The sequence below is a fragment of the Streptomyces sp. NPDC054872 genome, from assembly GCF_053610705.1.
Genome location: NZ_JBSGYY010000008.1, coordinates 65872 through 79712 on the forward strand (window position 1 = coordinate 65872; position 13841 = coordinate 79712).

Below are 13841 nucleotides of genomic sequence, written 5' to 3' on the forward strand. Positions count from 1 at the left end.
GGCTGCGGGTGATTCGTGGCTTGTCGCGCAGTTCCTCGCGCCCCTTCGGGGGCCCGTATACGGCCCCGGTCCGAAGGCCCTGAGGTTCTTCGGACCGGGTGCCATCTACCCCGCTAGCTGATCACCCGTACCGTCGCCTCGGCCGATGAGCCCGAGTGCAGGGCGTCGCCCTCGTAGCTCACCGCGTAGACGGTCTTGCCCCGCTTGTTCGGCAGGTCCTTGATCTTGAACGTGCCGTCGGCCGCGACCGACGCGGAGGTCAGCTCGCCCGTCGTGCCGAACCGGTCGGTCCGCGTCACCTTCAGGGCGATCCCGGACGGCAGGGCGCGGCCCTGCGCGGTCAGCTTGCCGGTGATCTCGACGCCACCCGCGCGGGTGGCCTCGGCGGGCGCCGTCAGCTCGATCGCCGTCGCCGCCTTGGCCACGTCGACGGTGAGCGTGACGTCCTCCGCGGGACGGTGCGTGACATCGCCGAGGAACCGCAGCGTGTACGTCGCCTCGCCGAGCCGGTCCGGTACGTCGAGGACGGTGAAGCTGCCGTCGGCGGCGACCTTGGCGGGTGCCACCTCCGTCGTGCCGTCCGCGTCCTTGCGGACCGCCTCCACCTTCACCGGCTCCGCGGGCGCGGGCCCGTCGAGCTCCAGCTTGCCGCGGATGCCGAGCGGTTCGCCGACCACGGGCTTCGACGGCGTGGTGCTCAAGGTGCCCGAGAAGCGCGAGTCGTACTGGGCCGCCGGCGGCTTGATGACATGCAGCCAGTGGTTGTAGCCGTCCGTGGTCACCGCGAAGAGCCGCGAGCCGTCCTTGGACCAGTCGAGGCCGCGCGGCACGACCCGCGAGCCGTCGAGCTCCCCCTCGAAGGCGAACTCCATCGGGGTGGTGCCGTCCGCCGGGTCGGCGGGCTGGATCAGCAGGTCGGACACGCTGCCCCCGGCGACCGCGCCGCGCGCCACGTACTTCCCGTCACCGCTGAACGCCACCGCCGAGGCCTTCGCGCCCTCCGGCAGCGGCTGGTAGCCGGTCGGGGCGTCCGACAGGTCGGAGGCGTCGAGCAGCCGGGTGCCGTACGCCGCGTCGGCGAGGGCGATCCGCTTGCCGTCGGCGCTCTGGGCGATGTCCTTCAGGTCGAGCGCACCCTTGCCCTCGGCGTCCGCGAAGCGCCGCTGCGGGCCTCGCACCAGGTTGTCGCCGCTCGCGTCGAAGGTGGCGACGAACGCGTTGGCCGCGCTGTTCGTGCCCGCCTGCCCCATCACGAGCCGGTCCGGGGCCCCGGGTCCCGACTCGATCTTCAGCCTGCCCTCGCTGTTCCAGCCGGTGTTGACCGAGGAGGTGCCGCTGACGCCGTACAGCAAGGCGCTGTTGTCGGGCCTGTCGCAGTACGAGCTGCCGCTGTACGGCGTCTCCGTGAACCACGTCTTTCCGCCCGCGACAGCCACCTCGCGTCCACAGCTGGCGTCGTAGGGCGTGCTCGCGGCACTGGTCCTCGTCTGGGTCTCCGTGTCGAACGCGAGGATGCGGTTGGTCTGCGACACGTGCAGGGTCGCGCCGTCCGCGCTGAGTGCCATGCCGGACGCCGGCTGGTCGGTGGCGAGCGAACCGACGCGCTGCCCCTGGAAGTTGTAGACGAGGACGGCGCTCGCCCCGCTGTTGTTCCTGTTCCCGTCGGTGACGTAGACCCGCTCGTGCGCGTCGTCCACGACCATCGCCCCGAACGAGGTGAACGGCAGCTTCGCCACCTCATCCGACGGAGTGGCGGCGTACGCGGCGGGTGTCCCGACGGCGACCAGACCGGCCGAACCGAGGACCACCGCGAGCGCGGTGCCCGTCACACGTCTTAACCGCTGAGACTTCTTCAACTTGGCCCCCCACAGGCTCAATTGGGGCGCGCGACGATCAGCGGCCCCCCGTGTGGGGTCATTGAAACATGTGAGGGGCATGTGAAGGAGGCGTATGCGAGATGCGCATATACGCGGATGAGCCCCGCACGCCGTTGTGCGGGGCTCATCCGGAATGCGCGGGACGTCTAGCCGAGACGCTGCACCAGGGCGCGGTACTCGTCCCACAGTTCCTTGGGCGTGTGGTCGCCGAAGGTGTTCAGGTGCTCGGGGACCAGCGAGGCCTCGTCGCGCCAGACCTCCTTGTCGACCGTGAGCAGAAACTCCAGGTCATCCTTGGCCAGGTCGAGGCCCTCGGTGTCGAGGGAGTCGACGGTCGGCAGGATGCCGATGGGCGTCTCGACGCCCTCCGCCTTGCCGTCGAGCCGCTCCACGATCCACTTCAGGACACGGCTGTTCTCGCCGAAGCCGGGCCACACGAACTTGCCGTCGGCGTTCTTCCGGAACCAGTTCACGTAGTAGATCTTCGGCAGCTTGGACTGGTCGGGCTTGTCCGCGCCGACCTTGACCCAGTGAGCCATGTAGTCGCCCATGTTGTAGCCGCAGAACGGCAGCATCGCGAACGGGTCGCGGCGCAGCTCGCCGACCTTGCCCTCGGCCGCGGCGGTCTTCTCGCTCGCCACGTTCGCGCCGAGGAAGACGCCGTGCTGCCAGTTGAAGGACTCCGTCACCAGCGGCACCGCGCTGGCGCGACGGCCGCCGAAGAGGATCGCCGAGATCGGCACGCCCTTGGGGTCCTCCCACTCGGGCGCGATGATCGGGCACTGCGAGGCGGGCGTGGTGAAGCGGGCGTTCGGGTGGGCGGCGGGGACGCCCGACTCGGGCGTCCAGTCGTTGCCCTTCCAGTCGGTGAGGTGGGCCGGAGTCTCCTCCGTCATGCCCTCCCACCAGACGTCGTTGTCGTCGGTGAGCGCGACGTTCGTGAAGACCGAGTTGCCCCACAGGGTCTTCATGGCGTTGGCGTTGGTGTGCTCGCCTGTGCCGGGCGCGACGCCGAAGAAACCGGCCTCGGGGTTGATCGCGTAGAGCCGGCCGTCCTCGCCGAAGCGCATCCAGGCGATGTCGTCGCCGATGGTCTCCACGGTCCAGCCGCGGGTCGTCGGCTCCAGCATGGCGAGGTTGGTCTTGCCGCAGGCGCTCGGGAACGCGGCCGCGACGTACTTCGACTCACCCTGCGGGGGCGTGAGCTTGAGGATCAGCATGTGCTCGGCCAGCCAGCCCTCGTCGCGCGCCATGACGGAGGCGATGCGCAGGGCGTAGCACTTCTTGCCGAGCAGGGCGTTGCCGCCGTAGCCCGAGCCGAACGACCAGATCTCGCGGTCCTCGGGGAAGTGCGAGATGTACTTCGTGGAGTTGCAGGGCCACGGGACGTCGGCCTCGCCCTCCGCGAGGGGCGCGCCGAGGGTGTGGACGGCCTTCACGAAGAAGCCGTCCTCGCCGAGCTCGTCCAGGACGGCCTGACCCATGCGGGTCATGGTGCGCATGGAGACGGCCACGTACGCGGAGTCGGTGATCTCCACACCGATGGCGGACAGCGGTGAGCCGACCGGCCCCATGCAGAACGGCACGACGTACATCGTGCGGCCGCGCATCGAGCCGCGGAAGACGCCCTTCTCGCCCTGGAAGATCTCCCGCATCTCGGCGGGGGCCTTCCAGTGGTTGGTCGGGCCCGCGTCCTCTTCCTTCGCCGAGCAGATGAAGGTGCGGTCCTCGACGCGCGCGACGTCGGTCGGGTCGGAGGCCGCGTAGTACGAGTTGGGGCGCTTGATCGGGTCGAGCTTCTTGAAGGTGCCCTTGGCGACGAGCTCCTCGCACAGGCGCTCGTACTCGGCCTCGGATCCGTCACACCAGACCACGCTGTCCGGCTGCGTCAGTTCGGCGATCTCGTTCACCCAGGAGACGAGCTCCCGGTGGTTGGTGGGAACGGTGCCCAGGGTCTCTGAGAGAAGGGGAGCCGCGATGTCGCGCGCCACGATTGCTCCTATACGAGGGGTTTATAGGTTTGTGTTGCCCCGTGGGGGCTGCGACCCGGACGCTTCACTTGATTGTTCCCTCTGGCGCTCATCCGGTGCCGACCGCACTCATTTGATCATCCGATGCATCCGCGCATATGTCCAGAGGGCCTCACAAGTGAGCGGCGTGAGGATCGCCACTCGCCGGGTCGGCCTCCCGGTCACGAATCCGTCACTTGTACGCTCGGGTATCACCGTGAGCATCGCCACTTGTGCGCCACGGTTCCCCCTCGACTGATGCCTAACTTACGGTTGCGTAGGTACGATGCCGATATGACCGCTCCCGTCCCTGACGCGATCACGAACAGCAAGGCCAACAGCCCCGATTCGTCCGCGCTCGACGCTCTGCCGCTCCCCGATCTCGCCGAAGTGAAGCCACTGATGCGCGGCTGGCTGCACGCGGGCATGTTCCCCGCGGTGCTCGTCTCGGGCATCGTGCTCATGGCACTCACGGACTCCACCCGCGCACGCATCGCCTGCGGGATCTACGTCCTGACGGCCTGCCTGCTCTTCGGCACGAGCGCGATCTACCACCGCGGCACCTGGAGTCCACGCGCGGACGGCGTGCTGCGCAGACTCGACCACGCCAACATCTTCCTGATCATCGCGGGCACGTACACGCCGCTGACGATGCTGCTCCTGCCCGACGCCAAGGGGCAGTGGCTGCTCTGGGGCGTCTGGGGCGCGGCGGTGGCCGGCATCCTCTTCCGGGTCTTCTGGGTCGGCGCGCCGCGCTGGCTCTACACCCCGTGCTACATCGCGATGGGCTGGGCCGCCGTCTTCTTCCTGCCCGACTTCCTGCGGGCGGGCGGAATCGCCGTACTGGTCCTGGTGATCGTGGGCGGCCTGCTTTACAGCGCGGGCGGCGTGATCTACGGCATCAAGCGCCCCAACCCGTCCCCGCGGTTCTTCGGCTTCCACGAGGTCTTCCACTCCCTCACGCTGGCCGCCTTCGCGGTGCACTACGTGGGCATCTCGATCGTGGCGTACCAGCACGGGTAGAGCCTGACGGGCGCCACACCCCCTTCCCTCCTCATGGCCGCGGCTTTCGAGCCGCGGCCATTTGCGTGCGCGCGGGCGCGTCGACGCTCGTACGACTTGACGGTTACTCCCATTTGAGAGTTACTCTCATTTCATGGCCACTGTCACGAACTCGTCCGCCGCGCAGCGGCAGGACCCACGCCGCTGGTGGGCGCTCGCCGCCCTCGTCGCGAGCATGCTCGTGCTCGGTTTCGACATGACGATCCTCAACGTCGCCCTGCCGACGATGGCCGGGCAGCTCGACGCGAGTACGGGCGAGCAACAGTGGATGGCGGATGCGTACGTCGTCGTGTTCGCGGCCCTGATGCTCCCGGCCGGGCTCCTCGGCGACCGGTTCGGACGCCGCAGGATGCTGATCACCGGACTCGGGATCTTCCTGGTGGGCTCGCTGATCGGCGCCCTCGTCGACTCCGTCTCCCTGGTCATCGTGGCGCGGGCCGTCATGGGCCTGGGCGGCGCGCTCGTCATGCCCCTCGCCCTCGCCGTGCTGCCCGCGCTCTTCGCCCCCGGCGAGCGGACCAAGGCCATCGGCATCGTCTCCGCGGCCTCCGCGCTCGGCGCCCCGCTCGGACCGATCGTGGGCGGCTGGCTCCTGAACCACTTCTGGTGGGGCTCGATCTTCCTGATCAACGTCCCGATGGTCGCGATCGGGATCACGGCCTGCCTCTTCCTGCTCCCGGAGACGACCGATCCGTCCGCCCCCAAGGTCGACATCGCCTCCACCGCGCTCACCGCGGCCGGACTCGGCGCGCTCATCTACGCGATCATCGAAGCCCCCGTACGCGGCTGGGGCGACCCGCTGATCCTCGGCATGTTCGGCTCCGCCGCCGCCCTGATCACCGCGCTCGTCCTGCGGGAGCGGAAGATGCCGCGCCCGATGCTCGACATGTCACTGCTGCGCAACCGCGGCTTCCTGCTCAACACGATCGCGGCGACGCTCGTCATGTTCGTCCTGTCGGGCCTGATGTTCGTGCTTCCGCCGTATCTGCAGGCGGTGCTCGGCCATGACGCCTTCGGGACCGGCCTGCGGATGCTGCCGATGATGGGCGGGCTCATGATCGCCGCGAGAGGCGCGGAGCCCGTCGTACGCCGCTTCGGCGCGCGGGCGGCGATCAGCGCCGGGCTCGTCGTGCTCGCCTTCGCGGCGATCCTCGGCAGCCGCACGACCGTCGACTCCGGCTACGGCTTCACCGCGCTGTGGCTCAGCATCGCCGGGCTCGGCTTCGGCTTCGCCATCGTGCCGGCCATGGACTCGGCCCTCGGTGCGCTCCCCGTGGAGCGGGCGGGATCGGGCACGGGGCTCCTGATGACCGTGCGCCAGGTCGGCGGCGCCATCGGCATCGCGCTGCTCGGCTCGCTGCTCTCCAGCGTGTACGTCGACCGCCTCGACACCGCCAAGATCCCGGACGCGGCGGCGGATGCCGCGGGCGAGTCGGTGGTGGCCGCCCACGCGGTCGCCGAACGGCTCGGGGTGTCGCGCCTTGCCGCCTCCGCCGACGAGGCGTACATCGACGGCATGGTGACCGTCCTCCTCGTCAGCGGCATCGCGGCGCTGGTCACCGCGCTGCTCGTGGCGGCGCTGCTGCCGAAGGCTCCGCCGCCGGACGACGCCGACATGGCACGGCAGGCGGAGGATGCCCGACAATGAGCGCCATGACGGCCGCACGCACCACCCCTTCCGCGCACAACCCTCAGCTGGGACAGATGGGACACATGGGACAGCTCGGGCTCCGTGAGCGGAAGAAGCTCAAGACGCGCATCGCGATCCGTGAGGCCACGTACCGGCTGATCGACGAGCAGGGGTACGACGCGACGACGGTCGAGCAGATCGCGGAGGCCGCGGAGGTGTCGGCGTCGACCGTCTTCCGCTACTTCCCGACCAAGGAGGACATCGTCCTCACCGACGAGTACGACCCGCTCCTGGAGGAGGAACTGCGGGCGCGCCCCCTGGACGAGCCGATCGTGGAGTCCCTGCGGCACGTGCTGCGCAGGGCGGTGGGCCTCGGCTTCACCGAGGAGCCGGAGGTCTCACGCCTCCGCACCCGCCTGATGATCGAGGTGCCCGCCGTGCGCTCCAGGCTCCTGGAGAGCATGTCGGTCACCGGCCGGATGCTGTGCCGCGTCATCGCGGAACGCGTGGGCCGCGATCCCGAGGAGCTGGAGGTCCGGGTGTTCGCGATGAGCCTCACCGCGGCGCTCACGGAGACGGCGGCGTACTGGGCGGAGCACGGCCACGAGGACGACCTGGGCGAGCTGGTGGACCGGGCTCTGAGCATGCTGACCACCGGCTTCGGGACGGGTGCGCCCCAGGATTGACGCCGGTGCCTGCGGCCCGCGGAAAATCCCCGGCCGGCGCTGCGCCCCCATGCCATCCTGACCGCATGAATGGTCCGGAGATCCTCATCCACTTCGCCCCCGAGCTGGGGCTTTTCGTTCCGCACGGGCGAAGGGGCGGCCCCACCAAGGCAGTTACGGACGGCGTGTCCACGCTCGGGCACGTCGTCGAGTCGCTCGGGGTGCCGCTGACCGAGGTCGGCTCGCTCGTCGTGGACGGCGCCGAGGTCCCGGTCTCGCACATCCCGGCGGCGGACGAGTCGGTGGAGGTCCGCGCCGTCCTGCGCCCCCAGCCCGTCCCCGGCGCTCCCCTCCGCTTCCTCCTCGACGTCCATCTCGGCACGCTGGCCCGCCGGTTGCGCCTCCTGGGCGTCGACGCGGCGTACGAGAGCACGGACATCGGCGACCCCGCCCTCGCCACGCGCTCGGCCGCCGAGCGGCGGGTGCTGCTCAGCCGGGACCGGGGCCTGCTGCGACGCCGCGAGCTGTGGGCGGGGGCGTACGTCTACAGCGACGCTCCGGATGAACAACTCCGCGATGTGCTGGGCCGGTTCGCCCCCGCGCTGGCCCCGTGGACCCGGTGCACGGCCTGCAACGGCTCCCTGCGGGCGGCGACCAAGGAAGACGTGGCGGACCGCCTTGAGGGTGGCACGCGGGGGACGTACGACGTGTTCGCCCAGTGCGGGGAGTGCGGGCGGGTGTACTGGCGGGGGGCGCATCATGACCGGCTGGAGGGGATCGTGGCAGGGGCGGTGAGTGAATTTTCCCCGACCCCGCCCCTCAAACGCCGGAGGGGCTGAATCTTTCAGCCCCTCCGGCGTTTGAGGAGGGCCCTCGCGCCGAGCGAGTTTTCGGGAAGGGGCGGGATTGGGGAAAGCCCCGCAGGGACTGCCCGGCCCTCAGCCCGAAAGCTTCGCCGCCAGCTCCCCCACGTCAGTGGTAGGCGCGTCGCAGACGAACCGGCGGCAGACGTAGGCCGCAGGAAGCCCCTTCACGAGCCCCCTCCCCGCGAGCAGCGGAAGCTCGTCACCCTCAGAGCCGACAGCGACCACGGCCCCCGGCGCCGTACCGAGCAGCGCAGTGCGATGCAGCTCTCCCCCCACCGCACCGATGACGGCAACCTCACGGGGGCCGTCCAGCGCCGCCTCGGCCACCGCGAGCCCATGCCCGATGAACCGCGGCGCCCGAGGCGCGAGCCCCTTCACCACGCCCAGCGCCCGCTCCGCCGCGAGGCGATGCGGCTCGGCCCCGGTCTGCGCCGCGTACGAGAGCAGCGCCCCGGCGGCCGCGGTCCACCCGGAAGGCACCGCGTTGTCCGTGGGGTCCTGCGGGCGCCGGATCAGCTGCTCGGCGTCCGCGGCGGTGTCGTACAGGGACCCGGAATCCGCGTCCACGAACTGCGCGAGCACGTGGTCGAGCAGGAAACCGGCGAACTCCAGCCAGACCCCCTCCCCCGTCACGGAGGCCAGCGCGAGGAAGCCCTCGGCGACATCGGCGTAGTCCTCCAACACACCCGCGTTGGCGCCCACTTGACCGTCCTTGGACGTACGCGACAGCCGCGCCCGGTCGTCCATGTGCAGGCGCACGAGGAGGTCGCCGGCGCCGACCGCGGCCGCCACCAGGTCGGGCCGGTCGAAGTACGCGCCGACCTCCGCGAGCGCGGCGACGGCGAGACCGTTCCAGGCGGCGACGACCTTGTCGTCACGGCCGGGCGCGGGCCGCCCCGAGCGGGCCGCGAGCAGCCGCTCCCGGATCGAGTCGAGCCGCGCGGCATCCGCCACCACGCCCTCGACGAGCGGGAGTTGCAGCACCGACGCACCCTCTTCGAAGGTCCCTTCGTCGGTCACCCCGAAGCAGGTGGCGGCCAGCTCGGCGTCCGCGTCACCGAGCACCTCGCGCAACTGCTCCGGCGTCCAGACGTAGTACGCGCCCTCGATGTGCTTGCCCGTCGCGGCGTCCTCGCTGTCCGCGTCCAGCGCCGAGGCGAACCCGCCCTCGTTCGTGCGCAGTTCGCGCACCATGAAGTCGGCTGTCTCCAGGGCGACGCGCCGCGCGAGGTCCGAGCCCGTGGCCCGCCACAGGTGGGCGTAGACCCGGCAGAGCAGCGCGTTGTCGTACAGCATCTTCTCGAAGTGGGGCACGACCCACTCCCGGTCCACGGAGTAGCGCGCGAAACCGCCGCCCAGCTGGTCGTAGATCCCGCCGCGCGCCATCCGCTCGCAGGTGTCGGCCGCCATCTGGAGGGCGCCCTCCGAGCCTGTGCGGGCGTAGTGCCGCAGCAGGAACTCGACGACCATGGACGGCGGGAACTTGGGGGCGCCGCCGAAGCCGCCGCGCGAGGCGTCGTAGTCGCGCGTCAGGCCGAGCAGCGCCTGGGCTAGCTCATCCTCGCCGGGCAGCTCGTCCGAGCCGAACGCGAGCTGCCGGTCGGCGAGGTCCCGCACGATCTTCCCGGCGACGTCGGTGACCTCGTCGCGCCGGTCCGTCCAGGCGCGCCGGACCCCGTCGGCCACCTGCTGGAAGGAGGGCATGCCGTGTCGCGGCTCGGGCGGGAAGTACGTGCCGAAATAGAAGGGCTCGGCGTCGGGCGTCAGGAAGACCGTCATGGGCCAGCCGCCCTGCCCGGTCGCGGCCTGCACGGCCTCCATGTAGACGGCGTCGATGTCGGGCCGCTCCTCGCGGTCGACCTTGACGTTGACGAAGTGCTCGTTCAGGAAGGCGGCCGTGCCGGCGTCCTCGAAGGACTCGTGCGCCATGACGTGACACCAGTGGCAACTGCTGTACCCCACGCTGAGCAGCACGGGCACGCCCCGCTCCCGGGCCTGCGCGAAGGCCTCCGCCGACCAGGGCCACCAGTCGACGGGGTTGTCGGCGTGCTGAAGAAGATAGGGGGACGTTTCATGGGCCAGTCGGTTCGGCATGCCCTCCATCCTCGCGCACAGGGAAGGGCGCCGTGCGGGTGCCTGGGTTCGCGGCGAGCCGCGGTCAGGTGCCGCGGTCCCGCGTCGACTCGACCGCCGGTCCCACGTGATCCGCGGACTCCCTCGCGCCGGGGGCCCGTACGCAGGACACTTGTGACCGCAGGTGACCATTGCACTCGGAGGGGGACCCATATGCGGGACAGCCATCGGGCCGAAGCCGAGCGGCTGTTGGTGCGGGCGGTGGAAGAAGAGGTGCGGCGCTCCGGCGGGCGCATCGACGGGGGCGTGCTGCTCTCGCGGGCCCGGGGCGCGCTGGACGCCATGGGGCAGACCGCCGCCGAGGAGTACGCCGCCTATACGCAGGCAGTCGACGAGTCGGAGGCCGGGCAGCTCTCCTTCGGGCAGCGGTATGCCCGAGAGGGGGCGGGAACTCCCCTGCTGGTGGCCGCCGTTGCGGCCGTGGGCGCGTGTCTCGCCGACCTCGCCCTCGGGACCGGGGTGTCGACCGCCATGGGCGCGGGCGCCGCCGTCGCCGTCGTCGGCGCGGCCACCACCGTCCTGAAGGTCACCGCCGCCCATGTGCCCGCGGCGAGCCGCCGCGCCGGTGCCATCAGCCAGCCGGGCGGCCCCGAGCAGCTGCGGCTGCAGTGGCTGACGGCTCTCGAGGTGCGGGGCATCCGGCCGTTCCTGGACCAGCAGCGCGTACTGCAGGCCCCCTCCGGCAAGAAGAAGGCCTCGCCGCAGCTGCGGGGCACGGACAAGAGCGCGGCGGCGCGCAGGCGTACCGTACTGGAGCAGTCCTTCGCCCAACTGCCCGAGCCGGAGGGCCCGTTCGCCGGGCGGCGCACCGAGCTCGCGCGTGTCGCCCAGTGGGTGCACGCCGCGCGGGCCAGCACCGAGACCCGGCCCACCGTCGTCGTGCTGCACGGCGCGCCCGGCTCCGGGCGCTCCTCGCTCGCCGTGCGGGCCGCACACGATCTGCGGGACCAGTTCCGGGGCGCCTGCGTGGTCGACCTGCGGGGCGAGAGCTCCCAGCCGCTCTCCACGCGGGACGCGCTCCTGCATCTGCTGAATCGATTGGGCGCCCCGCGCGAGCAGTTGCTGTTCCGGGAGCGTTCGTCGCAGGAGCAGCAGGTCAGGCGACTGAGCGAGCTCTACCACCAGTACTTGACCGGGCTCGCCGTCACCGTCGTACTGGATGACGCGAGCGACGTCGAGCAGGTGTGCACGCTGGTGCCCGAGCGCTCCGACAGCCTGGTCCTCGTCACCACCCGCAAGCCCCTGGAACTCCCGGCCGACCTCCCCGCCTGGGTGCACCAGCTGCCGGTGGAGCCGCTCGACGCGGCGGGCTCGGAGCAGCTGCTCCGGGAGACCGCGGAGGACACCTCCGGGCCCTATGACGCCGAATCGGCTGACGCCGTGCGGGAGTTGTGCGGCGGACTGCCGCTCGCCCTGCGCGTCGCCGGATCCTCGATCGGCACGCGTACGACCCGCCAGCTCGCCGCCGACCTGGCAGCGTACGGCCCGGTGGAGCCCGTGGAGCGCGTCCTGTGGCTGCGCTACACCGACCAGTCGGAGCCGGCCCGCCGCCTCCTGCGCAGGCTCGCGCTCGCCGGGCGCGCCTCCATGGGGGCGGCCGCCGCCGCTGCCCTGCTCGGCGCCGACGAGCAGGAGGCGGCCCGCCAGCTGACCGCGCTCTCCCGCGCGGGCCTCGTCGACCACGTACGCGGCAGCCGCTACCGCCTGCACGATCTCGTACGCGCCTTCGCGCTCGCCCGGCTCATCGACGAGGAGGAGCCCGCGGAGCGCACCGCCGCGCAGGAACGCCTGGTCGTCAGCTACAGCGAACTCGCCGGATCGGTGATCCGCCTGGTCGACGGCAAGATGTCGACGCGGGCCGGCCAGTTCGACCGGCACGGCTTCTCCTCGCTCGAGGCGGCCCTGCGCTGGCTCGACGACGAGTCGAGCTTCATCACGGCGGCACTGCGGCACGCGGAGGGCGTCGACCAGGAGGCGGTGCTCCATCTCCTCGGCGCGCTGTGCGACTACTGCCTGCTGCGCGGCGACCTCTACCGCCTGGGCGAGATCAGCGAGCTGACGCAGGCCGTCGACCAGGGCCTTCTCACACGGAGCGTGCGGTGGCGCACCGGCATCGCGTCCCGTCAGCTCGGCGAGCTCGACCAGGCGCGGACGACCCTGACATCCGTCGTGGACCTCTACATGGAGGCGCACCAGGACGCGGGCGCCGCCCTCGCCCTGTGTTCGCTGGGGATCACCCTGCACCACCAGGGCAATCTGACGGAGGCGGCCGCGCGCCTGAGCGAGGCCCTCGAACTGCAGGACGCCGACGAACTCGCCGGTGACCGCGCCTGGACGATGCACGCCCTCGCCGCGGTGGAGCGCGACCGCTCCAACCTCAACAAGGCGCTGGGGCTCCTTGAGGCCTCCCTGGCCCTGCACCGCGAGAACGACTCCCTGCACGGCGAGGCCTGGGCGCACTTCCAGCTCGGCCAGCTCTGCCTGCGCATGGGCGACGTACCGCGCGCGGAGGAGCAGCTGCGGGGCGCCCTGGACCTGTACGGGCGCACGCGTGACGGCCGCGGCGAGGCCTGGGCCCTGACGCAGCTCGCGCGGGCCCGCCTGGTGGACGGCGACGCGTCGGCCGCGGTCGACGGGCTGCGGCAGGCGGTGTCCCGGCACCGCGACAACGAGGACGCGCGCGGCGAGGCGTGGAGCGCCTACTACCTGGGGCAGGCCCTTGAGGAGGCGGGCAGCCTCGACCAGGCGGTGCGCGAGCTCGAGCGCTCACGCACGATGTTCTCGCGGATGCGCGACGTGTACGGCCTGGCCTGCGCCCGGCACCACTCGGCCCGGGTGACCCGCGACCAGCGGGCCGCGCAGACGGGTTCGCTGCGCAATTCCGGCTTCGCCCGCCAGCTCCTGGTGGACGCCCGCGCCGACTTCCAGCGCATCGGCGTCGCGCACGGCGAGGCGTGGACGTGCCTGGAGCTCGCGGTCGTGGACGCGGGGAACACGCGTGCCCAGCAGGCGCTCGCCCTGTGCGACGAGGCGGCCGAGCTGTTCGCGTCGTACGGCGACCGCAGGGGCGAGGACTGGGCCCGCTTCCTGCGCTGCACCCTGCTGCCGTACGGGTCGCCCGGCGGCTGGGAGATCGGCACCGCCGTCGCCCAGGAGGAGCTCAGGCAGCTGGCACGCGCCGGTCATCCGACGCGCGACGGCAAGCTGGACGACTACATGGAGGCGTTCGGCCTGCTCCTGGAGCGCGGCGCCGACCTGGAGGCGGGCTGGCAGGCCTGGCGCCTGGGCATGGTGCCGAACCGCCACTCCCGAGAGGTGATGGGAGTGACGGTGGCGAAGGCGGGCTAGCCCTTGCGGGGCTCCGCCGACGAGGGCTCGCCCTCCGCGGCGGAGCCGCTGGAGCCCGCCGACGCGCCGGAGGAGACCTCCGCGGGCTCCTTGAAGTCGACCTTCCGCATGTGCTTGTTCATCGACTTCATCAGCCCCCAGACGGCGACAGCCATCACCGCGAAGACGATGAACCCGAGAACACCCGGGGTCACCTTGTCATCGTCGACCTCTTTGGCGAGAGGGACGAGATGCGTCATTGCCAGATGTAC

At 71.3% G+C, this 13841-nt stretch carries 9 protein-coding genes; 5 read left to right on the plus strand and 4 right to left on the minus strand.

Annotation, left to right across the window (positions count from 1 at the left end; translation table 11 throughout):
• Nucleotides 1-113: 113 nt before the first annotated feature.
• Both ACWGIH_RS12215 and ACWGIH_RS12220 read right to left on the minus strand, forming a co-directional pair.
• Nucleotides 114-1829, minus strand: coding sequence for an Ig-like domain repeat protein (locus tag ACWGIH_RS12215; RefSeq protein WP_453450256.1), 1716 nt, complete (start codon nt 1827-1829; stop codon nt 114-116).
• Nucleotides 1830-2023: 194 nt separating this feature from the next.
• Complete coding sequence (locus ACWGIH_RS12220; protein WP_453450255.1) at nt 2024-3868, minus strand: phosphoenolpyruvate carboxykinase (GTP); 1845 nt, start codon at nt 3866-3868, stop codon at nt 2024-2026.
• A gap of 312 nt (nt 3869-4180) precedes the next feature.
• Here ACWGIH_RS12220 and trhA point away from each other — a divergent pair, with 312 nt between their 5' ends.
• The 4 genes from trhA (at nt 4181) to ACWGIH_RS12240 (ending at nt 8082) form a co-directional block, all read left to right on the plus strand.
• Nucleotides 4181-4909, plus strand: a complete 729-nt coding sequence (gene trhA / locus ACWGIH_RS12225) for a PAQR family membrane homeostasis protein TrhA (protein WP_453450254.1) — start codon at nt 4181-4183, stop codon at nt 4907-4909.
• Nucleotides 4910-5042: 133 nt separating this feature from the next.
• On the plus strand, nt 5043-6596 hold the full coding sequence (locus ACWGIH_RS12230) for an MFS transporter (RefSeq protein WP_453450253.1): 1554 nt from the start codon (nt 5043-5045) through the stop codon (nt 6594-6596).
• Between the two features lie 5 nt (nt 6597-6601).
• Complete coding sequence (locus ACWGIH_RS12235) at nt 6602-7264, plus strand: TetR/AcrR family transcriptional regulator (RefSeq protein WP_453450310.1); 663 nt, start codon at nt 6602-6604, stop codon at nt 7262-7264.
• A gap of 65 nt (nt 7265-7329) precedes the next feature.
• Nucleotides 7330-8082 carry a Mut7-C RNAse domain-containing protein gene (locus ACWGIH_RS12240; RefSeq protein WP_453450252.1) on the plus strand — a complete coding sequence of 251 codons (753 nt, stop codon included), beginning with the start codon at nt 7330-7332 and terminating at the stop codon, nt 8080-8082.
• Nucleotides 8083-8181: 99 nt separating this feature from the next.
• On the opposite strand, the gene ACWGIH_RS12245 is transcribed toward ACWGIH_RS12240, so the two are convergent.
• A complete protein-coding gene (locus ACWGIH_RS12245; RefSeq protein ID WP_453452122.1) occupies nt 8182-10203 on the minus strand; it encodes a thioredoxin domain-containing protein in 2022 nt (673 codons plus the stop codon).
• A gap of 192 nt (nt 10204-10395) precedes the next feature.
• Here ACWGIH_RS12245 and ACWGIH_RS12250 point away from each other — a divergent pair, with 192 nt between their 5' ends.
• A complete protein-coding gene (locus ACWGIH_RS12250; protein WP_453452121.1) occupies nt 10396-13590 on the plus strand; it encodes a tetratricopeptide repeat protein in 3195 nt (1064 codons plus the stop codon).
• On the opposite strand, the gene ACWGIH_RS12255 is transcribed toward ACWGIH_RS12250, so the two are convergent.
• Entirely contained in the window at nt 13587-13829 is a 243-nt protein-coding gene (locus ACWGIH_RS12255) for a hypothetical protein (protein ID WP_453452124.1), read from the minus strand. The genes ACWGIH_RS12250 and ACWGIH_RS12255 overlap by 4 nt on opposite strands.
• Between the last annotated feature and the right edge of the window lie 12 nt (nt 13830-13841).